This is a genomic window from Pseudomonas sp. GV085, assembly GCF_003050925.1.
In the GTDB taxonomy this organism is placed as follows: domain Bacteria; phylum Pseudomonadota; class Gammaproteobacteria; order Pseudomonadales; family Pseudomonadaceae; genus Aquipseudomonas.
Genome location: NZ_QAOV01000014.1, coordinates 128,418 through 153,553, shown reverse-complemented (window position 1 = coordinate 153,553; position 25,136 = coordinate 128,418). Strand labels below are relative to the sequence as shown.

General features: G+C 56.2%; 22 protein-coding genes. 5 read left to right on the top strand and 17 right to left on the bottom strand.

What is annotated here, in order from left to right; translation table 11 throughout:
* Positions 1–5: 5 nt before the first annotated feature.
* The 5 genes from C8K63_RS25305 to C8K63_RS25285 form a co-directional block, all read right to left on the bottom strand.
* Complete coding sequence (locus tag C8K63_RS25305) at positions 6–617, bottom strand: GNAT family N-acetyltransferase (RefSeq protein ID WP_158273961.1); 612 nt, start codon at positions 615–617, stop codon at positions 6–8.
* A complete protein-coding gene (locus C8K63_RS25300) occupies positions 610–2,055 on the bottom strand; it encodes an LTA synthase family protein (RefSeq protein WP_108219157.1) in 1,446 nt (481 codons plus the stop codon). Before C8K63_RS25300 ends, C8K63_RS25305 begins: the two co-directional genes overlap by 8 nt.
* 64 nt (positions 2,056–2,119) lie before the next feature.
* Positions 2,120–2,896 carry an SDR family NAD(P)-dependent oxidoreductase gene (locus C8K63_RS25295; protein WP_108219156.1) on the bottom strand — a complete coding sequence of 259 codons (777 nt, stop codon included), beginning with the start codon at positions 2,894–2,896 and terminating at the stop codon, positions 2,120–2,122.
* Positions 2,893–4,146, bottom strand: coding sequence for a capsule biosynthesis protein (locus C8K63_RS25290; protein WP_177413329.1), 1,254 nt, complete (start codon positions 4,144–4,146; stop codon positions 2,893–2,895). The genes C8K63_RS25295 and C8K63_RS25290 overlap by 4 nt, the downstream gene beginning before the upstream one ends.
* A 5-nt stretch (positions 4,147–4,151) precedes the next feature.
* Entirely contained in the window at positions 4,152–6,185 is a 2,034-nt protein-coding gene (locus tag C8K63_RS25285; protein ID WP_108219155.1) for a capsular polysaccharide biosynthesis protein, read from the bottom strand.
* A gap of 424 nt (positions 6,186–6,609) precedes the next feature.
* On the opposite strand from C8K63_RS25285, the gene C8K63_RS25280 reads away from it, so the two are divergent.
* Positions 6,610–7,542, top strand: a complete 933-nt coding sequence (locus C8K63_RS25280; protein WP_108219154.1) for an SIS domain-containing protein — start codon at positions 6,610–6,612, stop codon at positions 7,540–7,542.
* A 249-nt stretch (positions 7,543–7,791) separates the two neighbouring features.
* On the opposite strand, the gene C8K63_RS31120 is transcribed toward C8K63_RS25280, so the two are convergent.
* The 11 genes from C8K63_RS31120 to C8K63_RS25225 all read right to left on the bottom strand — a co-directional run bounded on the left by C8K63_RS31120 (position 7,792) and on the right by C8K63_RS25225 (position 20,530).
* The gene (locus C8K63_RS31120; protein ID WP_305889178.1) at positions 7,792–8,538 is read right to left on the bottom strand and encodes a CatB-related O-acetyltransferase; all 747 of its coding nucleotides are present in this window, start codon (positions 8,536–8,538) and stop codon (positions 7,792–7,794) included.
* Between the two features lie 471 nt (positions 8,539–9,009).
* On the bottom strand, positions 9,010–12,720 hold the full coding sequence (locus tag C8K63_RS25270) for a hypothetical protein (protein ID WP_108219153.1): 3,711 nt from the start codon (positions 12,718–12,720) through the stop codon (positions 9,010–9,012).
* A 185-nt stretch (positions 12,721–12,905) separates the two neighbouring features.
* On the bottom strand, positions 12,906–13,976 hold the full coding sequence (locus C8K63_RS25265) for a polysaccharide biosynthesis/export family protein (RefSeq protein WP_108219179.1): 1,071 nt from the start codon (positions 13,974–13,976) through the stop codon (positions 12,906–12,908).
* A 40-nt stretch (positions 13,977–14,016) separates the two neighbouring features.
* Positions 14,017–15,123, bottom strand: coding sequence for an ABC transporter permease (locus tag C8K63_RS25260; RefSeq protein ID WP_108219152.1), 1,107 nt, complete (start codon positions 15,121–15,123; stop codon positions 14,017–14,019).
* A gap of 47 nt (positions 15,124–15,170) precedes the next feature.
* A complete protein-coding gene (locus C8K63_RS25255) occupies positions 15,171–15,824 on the bottom strand; it encodes an ABC transporter ATP-binding protein (RefSeq protein WP_108219151.1) in 654 nt (217 codons plus the stop codon).
* A gap of 13 nt (positions 15,825–15,837) precedes the next feature.
* Entirely contained in the window at positions 15,838–16,632 is a 795-nt protein-coding gene (locus C8K63_RS25250) for an ABC transporter permease (protein ID WP_108219150.1), read from the bottom strand.
* A 376-nt stretch (positions 16,633–17,008) separates the two neighbouring features.
* A complete protein-coding gene (locus C8K63_RS25245) occupies positions 17,009–17,800 on the bottom strand; it encodes a CPBP family intramembrane glutamic endopeptidase (RefSeq protein WP_108219149.1) in 792 nt (263 codons plus the stop codon).
* Between the two features lie 155 nt (positions 17,801–17,955).
* Positions 17,956–19,281: a tRNA 5-hydroxyuridine modification protein YegQ gene (gene yegQ / locus C8K63_RS25240; protein ID WP_108219148.1), complete on the bottom strand. Its 1,326-nt coding sequence runs from the start codon at positions 19,279–19,281 to the stop codon at positions 17,956–17,958.
* Between the two features lie 147 nt (positions 19,282–19,428).
* Positions 19,429–19,620 carry a hypothetical protein gene (locus tag C8K63_RS25235; RefSeq protein ID WP_108219147.1) on the bottom strand — a complete coding sequence of 64 codons (192 nt, stop codon included), beginning with the start codon at positions 19,618–19,620 and terminating at the stop codon, positions 19,429–19,431.
* Between the two features lie 115 nt (positions 19,621–19,735).
* Positions 19,736–19,930, bottom strand: coding sequence for a hypothetical protein (locus C8K63_RS25230; protein ID WP_008052996.1), 195 nt, complete (start codon positions 19,928–19,930; stop codon positions 19,736–19,738).
* 234 nt (positions 19,931–20,164) lie between these two features.
* Positions 20,165–20,530 (bottom strand): hypothetical protein, encoded by a 366-nt coding sequence (locus C8K63_RS25225; protein ID WP_108219146.1) that lies wholly within the window; start codon positions 20,528–20,530, stop codon positions 20,165–20,167.
* A 247-nt stretch (positions 20,531–20,777) separates the two neighbouring features.
* On the opposite strand from C8K63_RS25225, the gene C8K63_RS25220 reads away from it, so the two are divergent.
* A complete protein-coding gene (locus C8K63_RS25220) occupies positions 20,778–21,596 on the top strand; it encodes a shikimate 5-dehydrogenase (protein ID WP_108219145.1) in 819 nt (272 codons plus the stop codon).
* 161 nt (positions 21,597–21,757) lie between these two features.
* On the opposite strand, the gene C8K63_RS25215 is transcribed toward C8K63_RS25220, so the two are convergent.
* On the bottom strand, positions 21,758–22,402 hold the full coding sequence (locus tag C8K63_RS25215; RefSeq protein ID WP_108219144.1) for a YceH family protein: 645 nt from the start codon (positions 22,400–22,402) through the stop codon (positions 21,758–21,760).
* Between the two features lie 305 nt (positions 22,403–22,707).
* Between C8K63_RS25215 and C8K63_RS25210 the strand changes: the two genes are divergently transcribed.
* Genes C8K63_RS25210 through C8K63_RS25200 form a run of 3 tightly spaced genes read left to right on the top strand, consistent with a single transcriptional unit; the run spans position 22,708 to position 25,136 of the window.
* Positions 22,708–23,448 carry a glycosyltransferase family 2 protein gene (locus tag C8K63_RS25210; RefSeq protein WP_108219143.1) on the top strand — a complete coding sequence of 247 codons (741 nt, stop codon included), beginning with the start codon at positions 22,708–22,710 and terminating at the stop codon, positions 23,446–23,448.
* Positions 23,445–23,723: a lipid-A-disaccharide synthase N-terminal domain-containing protein gene (locus C8K63_RS25205; RefSeq protein ID WP_108219142.1), complete on the top strand. Its 279-nt coding sequence runs from the start codon at positions 23,445–23,447 to the stop codon at positions 23,721–23,723. The genes C8K63_RS25210 and C8K63_RS25205 overlap by 4 nt, the downstream gene beginning before the upstream one ends.
* A 3-nt stretch (positions 23,724–23,726) precedes the next feature.
* Entirely contained in the window at positions 23,727–25,136 is a 1,410-nt protein-coding gene (locus C8K63_RS25200; RefSeq protein ID WP_108219141.1) for a glycosyltransferase family 39 protein, read from the top strand.

Sequence of the window (25,136 nt, the reverse complement as noted above, 5' to 3'; positions counted from 1 at the left end):
GCTGCTCATGGATGGGGCGATAGTCTGCGGCGCAGGTTGATGACCGTCGGGAAGGGCATCACGCAGCTCAGCCAGTTCGTTGGAAAGGTGTGTCTCGGCATGAAAGCGTGGCGGGCATAGAACGCCCTGGCCGCAAGGTTCTTCACCTGCACTTCCAGCTCGATTTTGGTATGGCCAAGGCTCAGTGCCTGATCAAAGGCGACCTGCAACAAGGCACTGGCCACCCCCTGGCGTCGTGCGGCTTTGCGCACATGCAAGCCGTACAGATAAAAACCGTAGTACCACTCGCGACATTCGCTGATCACGAACAGGCCATAACGCAGCGAGCCGCCCAGTCGCCCAAATTCATGAATGAATGGCCGGATGCCCGGTGAAAATGGTCCGCGGCGCTGGTGTTTGAACGAGGCGTAACCCACTGGTGCGCCGTCCTGACAGGCCAGCAGGACGCGGTCCCAGTTGATCGACTGCGCGAGCAGGCGATGGCGGCAGTCTTCATCGCCGAGGATAAACGCCAACGAGCCGCGCCCCGCGGTGATCCAGCGCGCAACCGCAGGGTCGCGCTGCGCTAGGCTGGACGCGAGAACCACCTGCACCGGCTCACCTCGGGTTTCAGTCATCGGCAGTAGGGGCCAGATGGTCGATAAAGGCCTTGGCCAGATGCTCGACTCCGAGGTCTGCGCAGGCATTGGCACGCGGCGAAGTATTGGACCAGATGAAGTACTCGGTATCGCCATCCGGTGCCTCCAGGGCGCCATAGACGTCAGGCAGGATCGGCACATGGTCACCGAAAAAGCACAGCCCGGTTGGTGTGCTGCGGCTCAGAAAATGTTCACGCAGCTGACCGAGCATGCGGTCGGCATTGCTCAAGTGGCGCACGTACGGAGCCAGATCACGCAGGCTTTCTGGTAGCGGCTGGTCAAACCACTGCGGCAGGTCGTCGGCTTCGACATTTTCCAGGTGCAGCGGGCCGTGGTTTTCCATGGTGATGGCATGAATAAACAACGGCTGGGTACGGGACGGATCATCAAGCAACGCGCTGATCTTGTCCGCCACCGCGCAGTCACCGATGAACGGGCCGGCCTTTTGCTGTTCGGTGAAACTGCGGACGTCGATGAATTCGTCGAAGCCCAGTGCAGGCAACACCTTGTCCCGACCATAAAAACTGCCGACATAAGGATGCACGCAGACCGTGCGATAACCCTGGCGTTTGAGCGCCTTGGCGATGCTCGCAACGCCCTGTCGCGCCAGGTGGCGATAAGGGTTGAATCGATGCACGCCCAGTTGGTCGACCTTGATCCCGGTGAGGAAGGCAAACTCGCTGCGAACCGTGTTGGCGCCCCACGCGGCGACTTGCAGACGACCCTGGGCCAGCGCCTCGGCCCGCAAGGTGTCGAAGTGGCCGAGCACCTGTGGACGGATGCCGGGCCACAGCCTGCGCGCATCGAAGAACGATTCGCTTTGTACCGATACCAGGTCCGGCAGCACGGTGTCGGACGCCGGGCGTGGCAGCTCATCGGCAAACGCCGAGTGCAGTCGATTGAGGTCCACCGGGCGCCGGGCCGCGATAAAGTACGTCCACAAACTGGCCGCCAAACCCCAGCGACCGAGGTCGAGGCTGGCGTCGAACGTCGGGCGCAGTGGCTTCAAGCCGCCGAGCATCAACAGCACTAAACCGCCCAGCAGCGTGCCCGTAGCCACGACGCGAGCATTGCTGCCCACCGGTTCGAAATACAACCCGCACGCCAGGTAGGCGATAAACAGAAGGGCCAGGCCGATGGCTTTGCCAATGCCGAAGAATGGCAAGTACAGGCGTGGAAAGCGGATGGCGTCGCTGAAGTATTCGAAATCGGCGCAGACAAATGGCTCGCGCAGCGAATGGTATTTGGCGTTGCTCACCAGCACGATCAGCAGCCACAGCGCCAGCACGTTGACCGCACTGAAATACGCGCGACCGCTGATCAGGTACAGCAAGCCAACGGCGAATGCCCAGGCACCGCCATGCAACAGCCAGCTGCGAAGCGGACGGGACCAGCCGGTACGCGGCACCAGGAGCATTTCGATTGCGCAAGACAGGAGAAAACCAGGCACTACAACCGAGCAAAAAACGTTATTCAAAAAATCAGGCACCGTAATCCAGCCACCGCAAAATGATCGACGACAGTCGTGGCGGGATGACCCCCAGAGCCCAGCACCCAAGGTTCAGCGGGAACGGAAAGCTGATGCGCGCCTGGTTCGCCGCCAGCCCGCGCTGAATCCGTCGCGCAGCCTTGTCCGGGGTCCAGAGCAGCGGTTTTGGCCCGGGCATTTCAAAGCACATTTTCGATTCGACGTAGCCCGGCATGATCACGTTGATCTTCACACCATCGGTTGCCACCAGGTCGCGCATGGCTTCGCCATAAGCCTTGATCGCGGCCTTGCTGGCGCTGTAACTCGGTGTGGCCGGCAGTCCGCGCCAACCGGCCAGCGAGCTGAACAGGGCGATCTGCCCGGACTTGCGGGCACGCATGGCCGGCAATGCGGCCTGCACCGTGGCAAGGGCTGCCAGCACGTTGATTTCGATCAGCGCCTGGGACAGCTCCCAGACTTCGCCTTCGCCGTTGTCGCCGGTGGACGTATTGACCCCGGCACCGACAATGATCAGGTCCGGCTGCTCGGTGACACTGATCTCGCCGATCCAGCTGCGCAAGGCCTGCAGATCCTGAACATCCAGCGGTTGCAGCAGTACGCGGGCGCCGGCGGCGCGGCACTGGGCGGCCATTTCCTCCAGGCGGTCCAGGCGTCGGCCCTGCAGGATCAGCGTAACCCCCGGTTTCGCGTAGGCGGGTGCCAGCGCGCCACCAATGCCGCCTGTGGCACCGGTGATGAGAATGCAGCGTGGAGACTGTCGTGACGTCATAGGTACTGTTCGATTTTCGAGGTTTTGGCCATCAGCACTTCCAGGGAATTGTTCACCGCCATGTCGATGCCGCAGCGGGTGTAAAAGCCGCCGTTGACTTGCGTGGTGTGAATGACCGTGCTGCGAAAGCGCTGAAACAGGGTGGAGTCGGGAGGCTCCGGGTTGTCCCAGAAATCATCGAGACCGCCTTGGTGGGTCAGGCCCTTGAGGTTGTAGATCGGGTCGCTGAGGGCAATGGTCGGCACGTTGTGCATCAGTGACGAACCGCCCACGGTGCTATTGACCGTGACCACGCCGGCGACATGCGACAGCAGTGTCGGCATGTGGCCGCTTTCGAGGAAGTCCACGCGGTCGGCAATGCCGAATTTGTCGGCAATCCGGCGGGTGATGCGGTGGTAGTTGACGATGCCTGGTGTCAGCGGATGGTTCTTGACCACCAGCCGCGCATCGCTGCCGGCATGGCGGGCAAACGAGCCCAATACGTGTTTCAACACATCCTTCATATGCTTGAAGGGCGAGTGGTCGCGGATCTGCGCATCACTGTCGAGTTGCAGCGGCAACAGGAAGGTTCGGTGACGGTTGCGCGCCACTTCACTGATGACCTCGGAGTCACGGCCCCTGGCACTGACCAGGCGCAGGCCCTGGCGAATGTAGCCGGCATACTCCACGGCCGCGTTGAACGGGGCGTGGGTTTTATAGTGGGGGAACACCACTTTGTTCAGTGCGCCGCCGACGTGATACATCACATCATGGAAGGCCCTGGAGGCAAAGGACAGGCGGAATGAATTGCCGTTGTGATAGCGCGGGATGTACTTGCCCACTTCCCGATACCACTGCGGATCGCGGGGCAGTAGCGAGTGATTGTTCACGCCATTGCGCTCAAGGGTGATCCAGTACGGGCGGAAGTAACCCTCTTCGAACACGTGTACGCGAATCCCCAGAGACTTGGCCAGCTCCACCGCCGGTTGATGCACGGGGCGGCAGTCACCGAAGAGCACCACATCGGTAATCTGGTCGGCGCTGAAACACTGGCTGTAGAAGTCTTTCAACTGCTCGGGGCGCGCCGAACAAAACACGCGCGTGCCGCTGCCGTACAGGGTGTCGCCCATATTGAAGTTGATGGACTTGACCCGTTGTCCCTCGGCCCGCAGCGCTCGCACCAGACGTGCAAAAAACGGTGAACTGACGCCCTGCAAAAACAGGAACGAGTTGCGTGGTTTCACCGATACCAGGCGTCTGGAGCGTTGCATGGGAACTAAAATTTCCTTGGCGACGGTCTCAAGACAGTAAGGAGCAAACGCTGAATCATCTCTCGCCATGTTGGAGTTCTTCCTTGCGCAGGTACTTCATCCCAGTTCTGAATCTCGATTAACGTACGTTCGGGGGTGGTGAATCTTCGGGTAATGCGGCTGACATACGTCGGGTAGCGAATCAGGGTCGTGGCCACCAGTTCGTCCAGGCTCAGGCGCCGGGTGCGACGCGCCTGGACCTGCGGGCTGAGGTCCTGATCGTGGGTCAAGCCCCAGCCGGCATAAAACGGCTGGCCGTAAGTGGTCACCGGCACGCCACGCAACAAGGCTTCGAAGCCCGATTGCGAGGTCAGCACATGCACCTCATCGACCTCGGACAACAGCTCGTGGAAGGGCACATCGCCCACCACCTGGTTGCACCATTGACTGGTGTGTTCTTCGTCCTCGCCAGCCTCGCGTGTGCCGGCCAGCACTTCAGGGTGCGGCTTGTACAACAGCCATGCCATCGGGTGGCGGGCGCGCACTGCCTTGAGCAAATCAAGATTGCGCCGGATGCGGTGCGCGCCGTAACGGATCGAGGCGTCGGACTCCACTTGTCCCGGCACCAGAATCACCTGCTCGACACCCGGCGGACGTTTCCACGTGGCACCGGGCAAGTTGTATTTGGTCACTCCGGCGGCGCAGATCGCTTCGCGCAGCGCCGCCGCCCGCCGCAACAACTCAGGCGGGCACGACTCGTTCTGCAAGAGCTGCTCCAGACGCGAAGGGCGAGTGGCGTCGTAGTAGATGCCCAGGTCGTCGAACACCCAGGACAGTGGCCGGGTTTTCTTCGCGCCCAGGCCGACTGAACGGAGGAAGCCGTCTTCGACGCGGCCCAGGTGGTTGGTGTGGTGCTGTTGCGCCAGTGCCGAGTCGTGCTGGCAACCCCAGCTGACCACCATTGCAGGGGGCTTCGAACGTCTGGAAGGCGCGGCAAACCGGGTGGATGAACCATTGAAAAAGTCCAGCACCAACGGCCGTTTCCACTTGCTGAAACCAACCATCTGCAAGTCCTGCGGCAAGCGACTGCGCATCCGTCGCTGCAACCCCAGCCATGCCAGCACAGTCTCGGGTTGGCACGGCGCGCCCGTCTCCGGGTCGACATAACGCGGGTACTCCACCAGCGCCGCATGCACCAATTGCTCAAGACTGACCGGCTGGCGCCGCTCGGGAGCGGGCAGGGCATCCACGGTCAAACCCCAGCCGGCATAAAACGGCATGCCGAAAGTGTGCACCGGCACGTCCGACAACAGCGCGTCGAAGCCCAGTTGCGAGGTCATCACATACACCGCCTGAACTTCGCTCAGTAACTCGGCAGGATGAACATTACGGCTGATCACATGGACGCGCGGCCGATTGCTCAGCGCTTCAAGATCAAAGTGGCCTTGCTTGCGGCCTGCCACGACATCCGGGTGGATCTTCACCACGACAATGCACTGAGGATGCTCATCGAGTGCAGCCTGGAGCATGCGCTCAAAATCAGCCTCGCCGGCGCCCTGAAGTGAGGCATCGCCCTTGGTCTGGTCAGCGACCAAAACGCAAGGTTGCGGTAAATGGCATTGTTCGATGCGGGCGCTGTTGTACTTGGAAACGCGCTCTTCCCGCCAGCTCGCCTGCAAGGCCCGGGCGCGGAGAGTCTGAGACTCACCCAAGGATGTCGGGATCAATACTTCCAGGCGCGACGGATTATCGGCATCGTAATAAATGCCCAGGTCATCGACGATCAGCGACAGCGGCGGCTCATCCGCACCAAGGCCCACCGAACGCAAAAAACCATCCTCTACCGACAGCACAGGCAGACCGGCTTTTTGTGCTTCCCGTTGGGCAAACAGGGCGCTTGGCTTGCGACCCCACGCCAGCAACACATCGGCCTGAGCGACGTCACGAGTCGAACCAGGCAGTAATCGATAGTCGGGCAACAGGGCGGGGAGCGTGGCAACTTGCTGGGCGCCTTTAGACAGCACCAGCAAGCACGGCCGATTCAGGAGGTTTTTGTCCATGAAAAACAGCAGGTATCCCTAGGTGACGCACTCGCTTGCGAGACGCGCAAAAAATCCAAAGCGTCTCAGGCAACGCTCTTTCATAAGTGGGGCGGATGATAATACAAAGTCGACAATTTATAACGATAAAAAGTGGGAAATGACCTACAAACATTGGGTGTTGCTCAGAGGAGGGGCACTGCCGGCGTTGAGTCGTGCGGTATGACTATTGGCACCTGAAAGGCGAGGAGTCCTTGCGTACCTTCTGTAACAGTCGATCAAAATGGGGCGACATCAAAAATCTCCAACCGGCAACTGCCATGTTCGAGCTCTCGGCGACACAGAAAAGTGACTATTTTCCCTGGGTTGATATAACGTTAGTTTCCGTCAGGCTATTGAGTCGTTAACATACGCGCCACTTAAATCAAGGATCGATCGATTTCCCATGAATCACCTTCCAATTGCCAAAGAAGCGCTCAGCGCCCAGGCGCAAGCCATCAGCCAACTGGCAGAACGCCTGGACGGCGAATTTCAGCGGGCCGTTGAATTGATCCTCGGTTGCAAAGGCCGCACCGTCGTGTGCGGTATGGGCAAGTCCGGTTTGATCGGGCAAAAGATGGTCGCGACCTTCGCCTCCACCGGCACCCCGAGTTTCTTCCTGCACCCGGCCGAAGCCTTCCATGGTGACTTGGGCATGCTCAAGCCGATCGACGTGTTGATTCTGATTTCCTACAGCGGCGAAACCGAAGAAGTCATCAAGCTTATCCCGAGCCTAAAGTCCTTCGATAACAAGATCATCGCCATGACTGGCAACGGTAAGTCGACCCTGGCCAGCCACGCGGATATCTGGCTGGACATCTCTGTCGAGCGCGAGGTTTGTCCGAACAACCTGGCACCGACCACCTCCACCCTTGCAACCATGGCAATGGGTGATGCCTTGGCTGTGGCCTTGATTGAAGCCATTCAATTCAAGCCGATGGACTTCGCCCGTTACCACCCGGGTGGCAGCCTGGGGCGCAAGCTGCTGACCCGCGTCAGCGACGTTATGCACTCGCCGGCACCAATCGTCACGCCGGGCACCAGCTTCCACGACTGTCTACTGGTGATGACCCAAAGCCGCTTGGGTCTGACCGTGGTCATGGATAAGGGCGCTTTGGTCGGTATCGTCACTGATGGTGACCTACGCCGTGCGCTGCTGGAAAATGAAGGGGTAGTGCGTGAAAGCGTCGCCAGCTTCATGACCGCCAACCCGCGTACCATCAAGGATGATGCACAGTTGTCGGAAGCAGAAGCGTACATGCTCGATAACAAGATCCGTGCCCTAGCGGTTACCAATAGCGATAACGCTGTAGTGGGTGTGGTGGAAATTTTCGACTGATTACTGAGCATTCTCACGACGTGGGATCATCAGAGCCAGGCCTGAGTCTGCGTTCTGTATAAACTTAATGTGTAAGCATGGTGGCGATGACGCCTTGGCGTCATCTTTCGGAATGTGTGTTGCTGCCACACTTTGGTGTTGGTGTGCTTGCGGTTTTTCTTGTTTGAATATTGGCTTCTCTTTGTTCATAAAAAAGCCCGCGTATGGCGGGCTTGAAAATTGGAAAGCGTAGATATGTAGTATCTGGAATTAATTTGTGTTTTTTTCGGGAGGTGTTTTTATATCCGGTGACAATACGGTTTTTCCGTCTCTGCCGCTCTCGGATATAACAACGTAATTTGCTTTTTCTCCAATCAAGGAAAGTTGTTCTGCAAAAAGTTTAGGGTTTGATGCTGGAAGTCCTACAAAATTTTCAACTTTATAGTTCCACCATTCGCTTTTTTGTAAAATATTTATAGTTTCTTCGTCAAATCTGTATTTTAGGTGTCTTGCTGGAAGGCCGCCAACTATAGAGTAAGGTTCAACATCTCCAGTTACGACTGCTCCAGCGGCAACAACAGCACCATTCCCAATTGTCACCCCCCGACAAATCACAGCGTTGGCACCAATCCAAACGTCGTTTCCAATTACGGCTGCACTGTATTTTTTCTCTCTGAGGTCTCTCGGTGTGCCAATTCCATCTGGGACCTGAAAGCCATTCTTGGATGCAAAGAATAAAGGGTGAGTAGAAATGTTACTTAAAGGGTGCTCCCCGAGCGCAATTTTTACTCCTGGTGCGATAGAGCAAAATCTCCCGATTTTGCAAGATCCAATCAAGCTGCCGTCCCCAAAGTAGCTGTATGCACCAAATTCACAAAGTCCGATTATGGTTGTTGCTTGATTCGCAATGCAGGGCTTTTCATATACAACCTTACTTTGGCCTGAAAACTTTGCTTTAAATTGATCCTGCATTACCGTCCTCGAAAAGCTATAAAAATTATTATTGATCGTGGTCATGAAGTATGACTCTCTTTCAGAGCAGTCCATGCATGCCAGCCCAAAACTGGTTCCTAAAAGGCTGTATCGGCAGCGTCCGGGAAACCTAAATAGCTGACATCGTACGCGAATGTTGTCTGCTGCCTCAATAAACGGCATCACATCTTCGTCTGAAAGCATAAATTACTGAAAGTAGCCGAGACAGCGCCTAGGCGAGCAATCAGTTCGATGTCCTGAAAAACTGAGGAGACGTTCAGGTATGCGAGGGAGGTGAGGGCAGGCGAGAACTGATCCTATTTCTTGCCAAAAATTGGATCCAGTACGTGTAGCATTTGAAAGTATTGCACCTGTCAAAACTGGTCTTAGCCTGATTTTTTTTGCCAGTCTTGGCCAGGGTTATCACCAAGGTGGTTTGGCGCGCCATTTTATGGGTATTATAAATAGTATATATGATGGAGGTGTGCGCAGTTTTCACTGCGCATGCCGTGTTCACTATTTCCCTTTGAAATTAGAGGCTGATAGATAGAGTTTGTCTTTTAGCGATAGTTTTGAGCTCCAGATACCACCGTTCTCTTTCAGAAATTTGATGGCAACATAGTTTTTGCCTTTCGATGGGACCAGGTTGATTAAAGAGTTGTCGATAATGCATTGTTTGTCTGGGTACGCGATCGAGGAAAGCGCATGCAGAAATTGTGTTCGATGCAAAGACTTTACTGACTTATAGCTTTTTTCATCGATATGGCTCAACTCTTTCATTCGCTTAGATTGCGCGATGGTTGGCCTATTATTGTTTTTTGAATTGTCTGCGGGCGAAGCTGCTTTAACAATCGGAGCAGTTGCTTTAACTATTGCCGTTGTGATGTTTTTGACATTAGTCGCTGCTGTAGAAGCGGCACTTACCGGTTTTGCATTTCTCTTAACAAGCGCCAAGCCTTCTTTCCAGATGTCGTTGTCGTTTGCCCCGCGTGGGGAAAGAATGTAAGTGTTGTCTGCGCCTGCGAATGCATTGTCAAAAACGAGACCTCTTAGAATTTCAAGGTCAATATTTCCTGGGCGCGAGAGGAATGTGGTAAGCAAGTAAGTGGCGGAGTTGCTTTCTAGTTGAATGGGTGCATTGAGCTTTTCTATTTTTTGAATCCATAGGTCACTAAAGTTAAGCACGCCATTGTGTATGGCTCGGATTTTTATTGTGTGTGCGTCGCTTTCGAACTCTTCGCGCTCAAGCTGGACTTTTCCGTCAATCAAAGTATAAGCGCTGAGGCTGCCCAAAGGTTCGTTTATTAATGTCTCAATAATCAAATTGTGAGAAATAAGCGGTGTGCATGCTTTATGTCTGACGTTCATGTTGTTGAAGAGATATGCTTTCGCTTCTGGGTACGGATCATTACCCATCTCTCCATTGTATGTCATGAAGAATAGAGGGATGAATTTCTTTGAGAAATACTCGGATACCACAGAATGAGCCGAACCTTTGTATCCGAAGTCTACAGCTACCACATCATCTGATTCATGCGCGCCATTTTCTTCGAGATACGTTCTGAAGGCTACTTTGGATACACCATTAACGTCGTTCCATGCCTGCCAGTCGTCTTTGAGGTATTCATGTACTAGCCCGTAGATCGCCCCCAGAGTAGTGTCTTTGACCAGCGTTTGAACGCTATCAATATTCCACTTGTTGAGGTGCAAATCACTTACTCGGGTCGGGTCGATTTTAAATCTGCTATCTAATAGCTCGGCCAGTGTCTTATGACGGGAGAAGTCATCCAGACGGACTTTGAAGCAATCATCGGGTTGATGCAGGTTTAGGCATGTTAGTGCTTTTCTGGACACAGCAAGATAGATGGGTTGGAGGTCACGATATTTCTCAATGCTTTCAACAAGTTTTTTGGAAATTTCGTAAGGCAGGAAGCAGTCGCGGGCAAAAAACAGCACTTTTTTACAGTTTTGCTTTATTGCGTTATCCAGTATCCACTTAGTGAACTCATAGATAACCGGGGCTAATGCCAAGAAACCAAATTCACTTGGGGTGGAGAAGAGATCGCGTCTCTCTTTTGCGCTTTCTACAGGTTTGTCGCCTGCTACCAACAGAGCATCATAGTATTCTTCTGCGTACAGGTTGGCTACTGTGCGCAAATAAAAGCTTTGATCGAATACGGCGAGATCCAGGCCGCGATTTTTGAAAACGTGATTTACGCGTTCTCTGGTTGCAAGTATTTTTGTCGGGAATATTGAGTTGTTTATGGCGCGTAGGAAATCACCAGTAGAGTTATCACCAATGTGAATAATTGATTCTGGCTTGATTTCAAGATCTTCGATGACGTGCTTAAATAGGTTGCCAGAGTGCTTTTTCAAACCTACTTCAGAAGATACATATAACTTTTCGTATCCTGTATACCCACACTGCTGAAGTGCTTTACTCACAAATAGTTCATTGTGGGTGAAGTCGGAAATGAGCAGTACACGTTTTTCTTTGGCAATGGCAAAATCATACAATGCCTTACCAAGCGAGCGTGCCTCAAGAACTGAGTGCTCGGTCTCTTGCTCAATTTCAAGTAATTGCTGAGACAGTTCGGCACTTAGCCCAAAAGATGACAGCATGCGCTGATATACTTCGGCGGTATAGAACTCTTCGTTTTTTTCTGCGTACACATCTGTAGTGTTGTGCAGTTGGTCATATTCTTTACGAAGCTGGCGTTCAAATCCGATTCTAAGTTCAGGGAATCGTTTAACAAAGACAGGTGGTAGCAAGTCTTTGTGTTCTGTTTCCAGTTTTTTCTGGATTAACACAAATACGTCTTCGGGTTTGAATACGGTTCTTCTGAGAAGGGTGTCGAAGATGTCAAACGATACGATTTCGTGTTTTTCGATGCGATCAAGCAAACTGCGTAGCGAATTTTTCTTGCTGCTTACAATTCCACCCATTTTTTTGATCTGGTTGTCCGCGCCACTGAATGGAGAAAGCGACAGGTAGTCTTTGTAAAGATTCGTCGGCTTTGGAAGGGCGGACAATACATCTATTGCGGAATCACTTTTCCGCCCATCCAAACCTGTCAGGATGGATTTGAAGTAGCCGGTGTCATTCAAAATCTTTTCGACGAGTATATTCTGACGGCAAAACAGTGAGGCGATGAGGTTTTCGTTTGGCTTGCGCGAACTTTCTTCATAATCTGAAGAGATATAAGATAGATGCGATGTTGACGGAGATATTAATTTTTTACCGTGTAGCAGTGCTTGGAATCCAAGTGTGCTGGAAACGGTTATTACGCTATCAGCCCATGGTGCGATGTACTGGGAGATATTGTCTAGCTTTTCAAACTCAGTGCTGTACAAAAAGTTTTGGTACAGACCGCGAATGTATCCAAGGTTGCGATTGTTTAGTGTTTTTTCAGATACTAGGCTGCCGATGTATTGGGTAGCAATTACTCCAACATTTTTCGGCGCTTTTTCCAGTACGTCAGTCAGGAACTCGAATTGATCTTTATATTTGCAGTTTTCATAAAATCCAAAATAGCCCGAGATTTGCATTGGTACTAACCAGTACTTATCAAATTTTCGGTTTGGATCAACCAGGTCCAGAATTACATCTTTGACGTCTGTGTCATGATTGAAATAATGGCTGTACAGATCGCGGATTTTCAGGAATTCGTTAGTGTCATCGAGTACGCTAAAGTCCTGGGATTCATCATAGTTCTGGAGGAAGGAATTTGCATACAGGCCGACTGGATCTACGCTGATGGTTTTCGGGTAGGGTGGTCGCATGTATGCCCCTGGCATGATATCCAGTACCAATGCCTGCGGGAATAATCTTCTAAAGAAGGTTGTTGGGAACTCCCAGCAAAAAATTACATCTGGTTGCCAGTTACCGAACAAGCCTTTAAAGTAGGTTGTATATCGTTCTTCTTTTTCTTCAAAGTTGTCGTTATAGCTCTCAAGGAGAAAGTCATCCCCCAATCCAAAAAGATTGGCATATTCGGTTCCCTTTACAACAAAGCTATTTTTTGCATTGATTTCGGTAACCTTGCTTTTTCGGTTAAGAAGGTCAAGGGTATGAGAACCCAATAGAAATTTGCTTTCGCCTCCAGTGGCTTTCTCAAAAACCTTGCTGAATGGCAAAAGATAGGTCGCATACGAGCCAACTCGGAACTCGGGCAAACCCATGTCGACACCAAAGTTTGACATAAATAATGCTTTCTGGAAGCGCATCTTTCATCCTGGAAGAGTGTCTGTCCGTAGACATGGTAGTGTCGAGCGTACGCAGGTTAAGTGACGCTCGATGTATAGGGGGTGGCTTGTGCAATATGCTTTACGATTTCGTTGTTAGTATCGGGGGGTATTAACAACATTGGCCGGCAGAAGAAGGTGCGATCCCTTGCCCCTGGTTCAAGTGCTTACTTGTAAGCCCCCGTGGCATTACCTAACAACATAGTCTGTACGATTGGCGAAATAACCTTTTGCCACTCGTAGACTGCAGCATTGGTCACGTAGATGGTGTCATCCGGCTTGATCATGATTTGACGGGCAAAAAACATCGCTGCCGGATCACGCATGTCCAAGCGCAGAACTGTTGGTTTCGGGTTTGCCCCTTCACCCATGCGGAATACAAATACACCTTCCGGATTGGCATTGGCTTCTCGCAAGCCGCCGACGCTGCCCAGTGCATCCAATAAGCTGGTGTTCTGTGCTGGCAAGTCTTTCAGGCCTGGTTCGCCGACGGCGCCCATGGCAACAAAACGTTGGCGAGCACGGTCTAGCACCACTTCTGAGTTGGGATGCAGCACCATATTGTTGCCGGCCAGAACGTCTTCATAGTTGAACTGCTGAACCTGGTTGCCGGTGCGCACCGTGACGTTCACCAGATGCGGTTCCAGCACGGGGCCGCCGGCCTGATTGACGGCATCAAGCAAGGTCAGCGGGCCTTGCAGGGTGCTAAAGCGGCCGGGGGATTTGACCGCGCCGGCTACCAGTACCGAACCCGACAGATCGCCAACCAGTTCGACGTGTGTTTGCACATCAGTAGTTACGCCTTTCAGTTGTTTGCGGATCATGTCCTCAACCTGGTTGAGGCTCATGCCGGCAACAAACTGACGGCCGACGTAGGGCAGGGAGATCATCCCCTGGTCGTCAATACGGGTCTTGAGTTGGGTACCCCCCGTGGACAGAGGCGCAAACACGGCCGAGCCTTCCGGTGCATTGTCGGTGATCAGCACGCTAAGGGTGTCACCTGACATTAGCTTGGCCGAGGTGGCAACCGGTTTGGCAATAGTCGACTGCACTGGCCGCACGGTGCCGCGCATGTATGGGGCTATGGTGTTGGCGTTTATGTCCACCAGATTATAAGCAGCGTTTTGGCTTTTGTTTTCGATGTCGCCCTTGTACGGGCCAGCACCGGACAGGGTGCCGCTGCACCCTGCCAACGTCAAAGTCACGAACATCAAACCCGCAACAGCGCTGTTTCGCATGTTCAAGTTCAGGGGGCGAAGGGGCAGGCCGGAAATGGATTTAATCACGATGATCCTCGATCGATGCAATTAGGAAGCGGGTAATGCCGTAGAGCAGAAGCAGGGCCAGGAAGATGGTTGCCAGGTTGTACCAGCGCTCCGGATACAGGGCCATTTGCGGGGTGTTCGGGCTGACCACGGTGACCAGGGTGCGAATCTTCTTGCTGGCTTCGATACGGGCGTTGTCCAGCGCGGCAACGGCGGTCTTGTAGGTCTCTTCGGCGATGCCGGCGTCCAGAGTCAATTGCTGGAAGCGCGAAGCCACCACGTTGAGCTGATCACCATCCGGCGCAGATACCAACAGGCGTTTTTCGGCATTCAGCTGTTCGCGAATGGCGTTGACGCGTTGCTGTTGCTGCGCGACCTGAGGTGAATCCGGGCGAAGCTTGTAGCTCATTTGCGTGAGTACTGCGCGCTCTTTGGAGTGCTCGCCTTCGAGGGTGTCGATGATGCTTGCACGGCCTTGAGCCGAGCTTTTACCGTCCAGTACCTTGTTTACGTTCTGGAAGCGCAGCAACTCTTCCTTGCGCTTGGTGTAGTTCTTTTTCGCGCCTTCCAGCTCGCCCTGGGCGAAGCGCATCTGCTCGCGCGCAATGCTGTGGGAGACTTCGTTCACGAAGTGTTCGCTGGCTTCCAGAATGGTCTTGACCATTTGCTCGGCCAGTTCCGGGCTGAAGGCTTGCACTTCAACTTTCAGCAGGCCGGTGGTTTCGTCGTAATGAGCCGAGACCATGCGCTGGTAGTACTCGAGCAGGTCTTCGCGTTCGGTGTCGGTGGCCAGCCAGAAGAACGGGTCGCTGCGTTGCTTGCTGTATTGCTCGACCCAGTGCAGGCGATCTTCCAGCAGTTGCATCATGTCCATCGACACAATGTATTCGCGCAGGTAAAGGGTTTCTTCGCGGGAAGCCGGGTTGGCACCGCTGAGCAGCATGCTCAGGCCAGGCATTTGCGCCGCCGGGTTGTTGCCGTCCTGGCGTACAACCACTTGCGCGGAGCTGACATAGCGATCCACGGCGAAAAAGCTGTAGTAAACGGCGGCCAGTACCATTGGCAGCACGATCAGCCCCAGTGTCAGGCGCCAGCCCTTGAATTTACCCGTACTGCTCATATGCTCACGCATCCTTGAAATGAAACTGTCACGCCACGGTCAGGCGATCAGGTGTTGTAGGCCTTGATGCCTTCATCGACATCGTCATAGATCTGCACCCCGCCATCGCGCACCAGCAGCACGACGTCACAGAGCTTTTTGATTTCGGGCATGCTGTGGGATACCAGCACCACCTTGGATTTCTGCAGGCGAGTTTCGAACACGTCCGCGCACTTGCGCTTGAAGTGCGCGTCACCTACCGACATCACTTCGTCGATCAGGTAATAGTCGAAGTCGAAGGCCATGCTCAGGCCGAAGGCCAGGCGCGAGCGCATGCCGGAGGAGTAGGTCTTGACCGGCTCGTCGATCCAGCTGCCGATTTCCGCGAAGTCTTCGACATAGCTGACTTTCTGGCGCATGGCGTCGCCTTCCGCGCCGTATACCCGGCTGACGAACTTGATGTTTTCGCGCCCGGTCATGGTGCCGTGCAGACCTCCGGACAAACCCACCGGCCAGGAAATGCTCTTGTTGGTGACCACCGTGCCGGAGTCCGGTACGTCGGCACCGCCCAACAGACGCATCAGGGTCGATTTACCCGAGCCGTTACGACCGATCAGGCCGATGTTTTTGCCCGGCGGAATCTGCAGTGACAGGTCGCGGAACACGTGCCGGCGACCTTTGGGGGTCAGGTAAGACTTGGTGATATTTCTGAGCTCGAACACGGGAAGCCTGCGGTTAGCCGTTCTTGGTGGAGATCAAATGCAGTCGACGAACCCGGTAAGTGCCGAGGGAGACGAACAGCAAGACCAGGGTGAACGCGATGACGTAGTGCGCCGACACACCATCGACCGGAACGTAGTGCGGGAAGATTTCGGCGCGGATCAGTTCCAGCAGGTGCAGGAATGGATTGAGCAGCAGCAGTGGCAGCATGGCGTGAGGCAGGTAGGCGGCGGGAATCAGCACGCCCGAGAGGAAGTACAGCGGGAAGAACATCATCCGCAGAAAGAGGGTGCTGCTAGGCATGGCGTGGGCAATCAGCGACAGCAACATGCCCAGGCCAAAGGAGAACAGGACGCCCAGAAGGATGGTCAGCATCCACTCGATGGGGGATTTGATGGACATGTCGAAGCCGTACCATGCAAAGCCGAAGACCAGGATGGCGTATGCGCTCGCGGAAATGCTGAACTCCACCAGAACCCGGGCGATGTAGGTGTCCAGCGGCTTGATCTGTTTGTAGGCAAACAGTGAGCGGTTTTCCTTGGGGCTGTTCATCAAGCGCAAAGCGGTGTTGCGAAACAGCAGGAACGGTGCAAGTCCGACCAGGACGAACACCGGGAAATCGATGCCGGCGACGGTGCTGCCGCGAATCAGGGTGAACGCTACGCTCAGAATCAACAGGTGGACGATCGGCTCGATCAGTGTCCAGCTCGCCCCCATGCGCCGGTCGCCAAAACGCGAACGCGCTTCACGCAGCACCAGGGCAAAAATGACGGATTTTTTGATTTGGAGGGGAGAGCGAGGCTTCAGCATGATTTACCGCACGGCACAACGGCGCGCTAAACGCGTTGTTAGAATTCATTTTCAGAGGACGCCGTCGTGTAGAACGGTTCGCTTCCATTCGTGGGGCGGGAGGTTAAACGCAGCGCAAGACAGTAGTCAAGGCGATTGGTTCCCTGGTAGTACCTGACGAAAAATAACTGTAAGCACGGGCTGCTCAGGCGCAAAAAAACCGATTTTGTTCAGTGTTTATTGGGTTTTGTCAATGGTGGTGTCAGAATCGCGTCGGCATTTGAATGATTTATAACGTCGACGCGCAGTTATCGGAAGGGCGATTGGAGATGCGAAAATCAGCGTCCGAAGCAGTTGATGGCAACTGGTCCGGTTGGTGTTTTCAATCGGTGCTCAGCTACCCGGCCAGCATTGGATAAGTGAACAATCCGAAGTGCAGCAGATTCAAACCGAAGTGGGTGGCAATGGCTGCACCCAACCCGCCGAAACGGTAGGCCAGGCCATAACCGACCCCCGCCAGGCTCGCCAGCAACACCCACTGCCAGCCTGCGCCCACATGCGCCAGGCCGAACAATAGCGATGCCAGTAGAAGGGCCAGGTTTTCGCCGTAGGGCAGGTCTTTGAAGCACCGGCTCAGACCGCCCTGGATGTAGCCGCGAAACAGCGCTTCCTCCACCAGCGTCACCAGCAGCAGATTATTAAGCACCCACAGCCATGCGTGGTCCGGCCATTTCGGTGCCCAACTGATGACACCCAGCAAGAGCGCGCCACCCAGGGCCAGCACGGCGCTCAGGGGCAGCGCGATAGCGGTGGCATAGATGGAAGGGCGCAACGAACGCCGGCCGACAATCCACGGGCAGACCAGTAATAGCCAGAAGCCAATCAGGGGTTTGTCCTGATTCAGGTACATGGAAAATGGCACGCCATCGTCGGTGAGTCGCTGAGGATCGATGCCGCGACCATTGTAGAAACCGGGGAGCCAATGCATTGCCAGCGCCAGGGCCATGAAGATGAACAAGCCGTGGCCGAGATAGCGGGCGATGGGGAGTTTTTGCTGGCGGACTACGAAACCGGCGAACAGCAACAACCCGACGGAGATCGCGGCCAGCCAGCCGAGTTGGCCGTAGATAAAAGCGAGGCCGTAGCCGAGGGAGAGGAGGGCCAGGTTGATCCATGGCAGGGCAAGCATGTTGAGTCCTTGTGCATGAGATTCTGCAAAGTGGCTCGGCCCCTTGTGGGAGCGAGCTTGTTCGCGATAGCGATCGATCAGTCACAGCAATGTTAACTGGCAAACCGCAATCGCGAGCAAGCTCGCTCCTACAGGGTTATGTGTGTATTTGAAGATCAGTTCACACCCACATCCCGCATCAACAACCCAAACTCCAGATCCACCGCATCCGGTATCGGCAAATACACCGTATGCCCATCGCCCGGTGCAACCTCGATCGCTTCACCCTTGGCGTTTTGCAACTGATGCAGATCGAAGTGGAAGTTGCCCTTGGGCGTCATCAGTTCCATGTGGTCGCCCAGGCCGAAGCGGTTCTTCACCTTGACCTCGGCCAGGCGGTCCCGCCGCTGCCCGGTCAGCTCACCGACAAACTGCTGACGCTCCGACACCGAGCTGCCGTTCTGGTAGTTCTGGTACTCGTCATGTACATGCCGGCGTAGAAAACCTTCGGTGTAGCCGCGCTGGGCGAGGGATTCCAGGTCGGTCATCAGGCCGCGGTCGAAGTCCCGGCCCGCCACTGCGTCGTCGATGGCACGGCGATAGACCTGGGTGGTGCGCGCACAATAAAAGTGCGATTTGGTCCGGCCTTCGATTTTCAGGGAGTGCACGCCCATGTGCGTCAGGCGTTCGACGTGCTGCACGGCGCGCAGGTCCTTGGCGTTCATGATGTAAGTGCCGTGCTCGTCTTCGAAGGCGGGCATCTGTTCGCCGGGACGATTGGCTTCCTGCAACAGGAACACCTGGTCGGTAGGCGTGCCGATGCCCAGGGTCGGTTGGGGATCGAATGTCTGGACGATCTCGCCGAGCTGGTTTTCGGTGGCCGGTTGCGCTGAATATTTCCAGCGACAGGCATTGGTGCAACTGCCCTGATTGGCATCGCGCCTGTTCATGTAGCCCGACAGCAGGCAGCGCCCGGAATAGGCCATGCACAGCGCGCCGTGCACGAACACTTCCAGCTCCATGGCGGGCACTTGCTCGCGGATCTCGGCGATTTCTTCCAGCGACAGCTCCCGGGACAGAATGATCCGGCTCAGGCCTTGCTGCTGCCAGAACTCGACACTTGCCCAGTTCACCGTATTGGCCTGCACCGAAAGGTGGATCGACATCTGCGGGTAATGCCGGCGCACCAGCATGATCAGGCCGGGGTCGGACATGATCAGTGCATCCGGGGCCATGGCGATCACCGGCTCAAGGTCCTTGAGAAAGGTCTTGAGCTTGGCGTTGTGCGGCGCGATGTTCACCACCACGTAGAAGCGCTTACCCTGAGCCTGGGCTTCGCGAATGCCCAGAGCCAGGTTGGCGTGATCGAATTCGTTATTGCGCACCCGCAGGCTGTAGCGCGGCTGGCCGGCATACACGGCATCGGCGCCGTAGGCGAAAGCGTAACGCATGTTTTTCAGGGTGCCGGCGGGGGCGAGCAGTTCTGGTGCGCAGAGGTTCATGACGGTGTCGGTCGCAAAAGCCGCACAGGGTAACTGCCCTGTGGCGAGGGTTTATTGACCTGGATCTATGCCAGATCAACAAACCGATGGCATTCGCGCGAACCGTGGCGAACTAAACGTCATCGCCAGCTTTTTCATCCGGCTGCCTCAGGCGCTGAGCCTGCCGGACTGGCCGGTGCCAATGCGTTGCGACAGCTCCCGGGCGGCGGGCAGCGAAGTGAGCGGGCCGCTGATCTGCACGCCGTCCTGCACCAGATACCAGCAGGCGAGCATGCCCAGCTCTCTGAGCTGTGGGGGGACGGCGCTACCGATAACGGACATGATCTGAACCTTGGACATGACAAGTACCTCCATCAATCTGTGGAGTTACTTTAAGGTCCGGGTGCCTCGAGGGGTAATCAACGCTTTCGATAGTGGTCATTGATGCCGGCGGGGGTAAACGACCGTCGGTCGGTCAGCTGACCACCTGATCGAGCATATGAACCACTTCCTGCTCGTTGAGCAGGCCCTTGCGCACCAGGCTTTGCGTCAGCAGCGAGAGAAACTTGGCGCTGCGATGGCCTTCCAGGTGCTTGAGTTCGGTCAGTGCGTTGTAGACCTTGCTGGAGGTGCACAGACCGACGATGCGGTGCGGGTTTTGCGTTGGCATGTGGTCGTCCTTGTTGTTATCAACCTGTTATCGACGGACAGCACCGAGCTTGCGGAACTGTCATGACAAAAATATGACCGTTTTATGCCGCATGGCAGAAAACGGATCGAGTCCATCTTGCCCGTTTCCACCACGGGCATTGTCCCGATAGCGACCTTGGCGAGATTTATCCAGACCTGCACCGACAAAAGGGATAAAAAAGCCCCGCTGTTTCAGCGGGGCCTGATGAGTCCGTTACCAGCGGCCGTAGTGATGGCCGTAGTGGCCGCGTGGCGGGCCGTAGTACCCACGAGGTGGTCCGTAGTACATCGGGGCCGGGCGGTAGTAGATCGGTTGTTGCACGTAGACCGGGGCCGGCTGGTAGTAAACCGGAGGCGGTGGTGCGTAATAAACCGGCGCGGGCTGATAGTAGACCGGTTGCGGTGCGACATAGACCGGGCGGTTGGCGTTGATCAGGGCCGAGCCGACAATGGCAGTACCGACGATCGCGCCAAACACCGCCGGGCCTTGCCAGTAATTGCCTCCACCATGGGCTTGCGCCTGTCCTGCGATAGCGAGGGCGCCGATCAGTAAGGCAACTGTGGGGACTTTACGGATCATGATAGTTCCTCGGTTCTTCAGCCCGGCGCTTGTGTCTGCAATAGACTCAAGGATTGTCGCGGGGATACTTCTAAGACAGCGTATTTCTGAAAAACAGCACGGCCGTTGAGTAAATTTTGTGTAAGGTCTGTACCGACTTTTTTACCGGCCTGTTTAAGCCCGTGTAATCAAGTTTATATGATCGATCAGAACCCGATGGAGGGCTAATCCCCGTCCATCCGAAAAGTGCATTTGAAGGAGCTTTCCCATGCAGATGAACCCCAACAAAGACACCCAGCTGTGCATGTCCCTTTCAGCGCGCCCCGGGAACTTTGGTCTGCGTTTTCATAATCATCTGTATGAACAGCTGGGCCTGAATTTTTACTACAAGGCCTTTGCCAGTCAGGACCTGCCGGGTGCCGTTGCCGGCATTCGCGCCCTGCGGATTCGGGGCTGTGGCGTGTCGATGCCGTTCAAGGAAGCCTGCATTGCCCTGGTGGATGAGCTCGACGCCTCGGCCGCCGCCATTCAATCGATCAACACCATCGTCAACACCGACGGTCATCTCAAGGCCTACAACACCGACTACATCGCCGTGGCCCAGTTGCTGGAAAAACACCAGGTGCCCAAGGACTCGACCTTTGCCTTGCGCGGCAGCGGCGGCATGGCCAAGGCCGTGGCGAGCGCCTTGCGCGATGGCGGCTATGAAAACGGCCTGATCGTGGCCCGTAACGAGCGCGCCGGTCAGGCGCTGGCGCAGTCGCTGGGGTATGAGTGGCAGGCAGAGCTGGGCAATCGTCGCCCGCAGATGCTGGTCAACGTCACCCCGATCGGCATGGCGGGAGGGCCGGAGGCCGATCAACTGGCCTTTGAGGCGGACGTGATCGAAAAAGCGGAAACTGTCTTCGATGTGGTGGCGATTCCCTCGGAAACACCGTTGATCGTGCGTGCTCGTGCCGCAGGCAAGCGGGTCATCACCGGCCTGGAAGTGATCGCGATCCAGGCACTGGAGCAATTTGTGCTCTATACCGGCGTACTGCCGACGGACGAGCAATTCCACAAGGCCGTGGCATTTGCCCGCAGCTAGGCGATGTAGCCTCCGTAGGAGCTGGCTTGCCAGCGAAGAGGGCGGCCCATCCAACATCGATGTTGCCTGACAGGCCGCCTTCGCTGGCAAGCCAGCTCCTACAGGGGGTTGAGGGTGATCGCCGGTTTCGTGCCGGACACCAATCAATGCGGGGGCTGCGTTTACTCGAGGCGGGCCAGTCGTTCTTCCAGTGCGGCAATCCGCGCTTCCAGCTCTTCGATCCGTTCAACCGAAACCCCGCTGCTGCCACGTTCGGCCGGGTTGTTCCTTGCCGCCATGATCGCCTCGATATCCGCCGGATCACCCAGGGCGTGAGTATAACGGTCTTCGCGCTGGCCGGCCTGACGCGGAATCAGTACGGCCAGGCCCCGGGCAATCAGGCGTTCGAGTTGATGCACCACCTGTTCGGCATCTTCGAATTCATGCATGCGGCCGCTGCGGGTCAGCAGTTCATTGACGGTCTGCGGGCCGCGCAGGAACATCAGCCCGGTCAGGATGACCTGCGCCGGCACCAGTTCCAGGGCCTTGTCGACCCGGTGCTCCCAGCGATCGGCGCGGCTGCCCATCACCAGTCTGGTGAAACCGCGTCCTTCGAGGACGCGCAGGCTATGGCCGACCTGGCCTGGTGTGAGGTTCATCACCGGTTCGCGGCTGGTTTTCTGGTTGCAGGCAATCACCAGGGCATTGAGGGTCAGGGGATAGGTTTCCGGGCTGGTGGCCTGTTTCTCGATCAACGAGCCCAGAATGCGGATTTCCGTACTGTCGAGTCGCGGCTCGTCTAAAGTCGTTTCTTGCTCAGTGCTCATGGTTCTGCATCCTTACCCGATTCATGTTTTTCACTCGCGTGGATGCACTTTAGATGGGCCGGCGCCAATGGCAACCGAATTCGTTGTGTCATCAAGGGAATGATTACAAAAAGTGTATGAATTATTAACGCCATTTTTACAATTGGCCGGGCACCGTATGCGGGGTCGCGCGCGAGTGCGTCCACAGGGCGGGATATTGTTGGCGTCTTCGCCCCAAATAGCTGAACCCTGCATCGAGTCGGCCGGTGTACGACACCTAAATTCGCCTCTGATAAAAGAAATCCAATAAAGGCGAGAGTGACTCCATGAGCCAAGACATTTTTGTATCCGTACTGATTCCCGCCAAGAACGAAGCGAACAACCTCAAGCCGTTGCTTGAGGAAATTCGCGTCGCATTGGCCGCTGAATCGTATGAAATCATCGTCGTCGACGATGGCAGCACCGACGCGACCCTGCATGAGTTGCGGCAGATCCGCCACGACGGCTTGAACACCCTGCGCATCCTGCATCACGAGCGCTCGCTGGGGCAGAGCACTTCGCTGTACCACGCCGCACGAGAGGCCCGCGGCCAATGGCTGGCGACCCTCGATGGCGACGGCCAGAACGACCCGGCGGACATTCCCGGCATGCTGGCGCTGGTGCGCGGCGAACCGGGCCAGGTCGACGTGCAACTGGTCGCCGGGCATCGGGTCAATCGCCGTGATACGGCGAGCAAGCGCTACGCCTCGCGGTTCGCCAACAACCTGCGCTGCCGCCTGCTCAAGGACGCCACCCCGGACACCGGTTGCGGCCTGAAGCTGATCGAGCGCGCGGCGTTCTTGCGCCTGCCGTACTTCGACCACATGCATCGCTACATTCCGGCGCTGATCCAGCGGCATAACGGCCGCATGATCGTGCACCCGGTCAATCACCGGCCGCGCACGGCCGGGGTGTCGAAATACGGCAACCTCGACCGCGCCCTGGTCGGTATTCTCGATTTGTTCGGTGTCTGGTGGCTGATCAAGCGCACACGGCTGAACACCATTGCCCAGGAGATTGAAGGATGAATCTCTCCCGCGAAGCCTTGTGGCTGATCGTCGGTTTTGCCGGCCAGATCGCCTTTACCGGGCGGTTTGTCCTGCAGTGGCTGTACAGCGAATACAAGAAGCGCAGCGTGATCCCCGTGAGCTTCTGGTACCTGAGCATCGTCGGCAGCACCTTGCTGCTTGCCTACGCCATTTATCGCGAGGACCCGGTGTTCATCGCCGGCCAGGCCTTTGGCTCCATCGTCTATTTTCGCAACTTGCAGTTGATCGCCAAAAGTAAAAGCCTGAAGGAGTAGGTTATGCGCGGATCGTTATCGACCCGAAATATTACGTTGCTCGTTGCCATTGCGCTGGCGTTGCTGTTTTTCTGGGGGCTGGGCAGCGTGCCGTTCCTCAGTGTCAACGAGGCCCGCCGCGCCGTTACCGTGCGCGAAATGCGCGAGGCAGGCAGCTGGCTGCTGCCTTACATGAACGGCGACTTGTACTTGTCCAAGCCGCCGTTTTTCTATTGGGCCGGCCTGGTTTCAACGGCGGTGCTGGGCAGCTTGTCCGAGTGGAGTGTGCGCCTGCCTTCGGCACTGGCCGCCGCCTTGTGCTGTGTGGGCACCTATCGGTACGGCGTTCGGCAGGCGGGGCGGCAGGTCGGTCTGTTCGCCGTGGTGTTCCTGGCCGCGAACGGTGCCTTCAGCCTGTTCGCACGGCGCTCGGAAATCGAGATGCTGTTGACCCTGCTGTGCTTCGGCGCACTGTTGGCGGCCTGGCAGTTCATCTTCCTGCAAGGCCGGGTCTTGTGGAGTCGGCTCAGCTACGTGCTGCTGGGTTGCGCGCTGCTGACCAAAGGCCCCGTCTGCCTGTTGTGGGTGACAGCCCCGATCCTGGCTTACGCCTTGATCTACCGCGATGCCCGGGCCAAGGCTTATCTGTGCGACGGTTGGGGCTGGCTGATTGCCGTGGTGCTGGGCAGTTCCTGGTACGTGGCGGTGTCGGTGAGTCAAGGCTGGGGCATCTGGGCCTCGATCATCAGCGAAGACATCGTGAAGAAGATCGACGGGCAGGGCGCCGAGGCCTGGTATGCGTACCTGTTGTACCTGGCCGGTGACTTCTTCCCGTTCTGGCTGATCGCATTCGTGCAGCCGCGCAAGTTCTGGGCAATGATCCGCTCACGCCGCGAGGCGGGCATGTTGCTGATTTGCAGTCTGCTGCCGTTGCTGGTTTTTTCCTTGTTTACTGAAAAGCACGGCAAATACCTGTTGCCGGTTTATCCGTCGATGGCGTTGCTGCTGGCGATGCACTGGTCGGCGCTGCTCGAGGACCTGAAGGGGCGCTGGCGCACGGTCCTGGCCGTTGTGCCGTATGTGATGCTGGCCGGGTTCGTGGTGTTCTACATGTTCGTCGAGGCGCGGGTGCTGTCGCACCGGGTTGGCGGTCTTGAACAGGTGGCCACGCTGGCCAATGGGCAGCCGGGACAGAAGGCTTATACCCTCGGTGAACCGGATATCCGCCTGGTCTACTACATGGGCCGGCCGGTGGCGCCGCTGACGGTGGCGCAGTTGCAGTCCGAGTCCCGCCCGGCGGGTCTGCTGTTTGTGCAAGAACCCCTCGCACCGGAACTGCAGAACCTGGCGTCGTGCCAGGTCGGTGAAATCAACCCGTACCTCAAACCGCACCGTGCGGCGCTGCTGGTGCGCATGGGGGGAGACTGCCGCTGA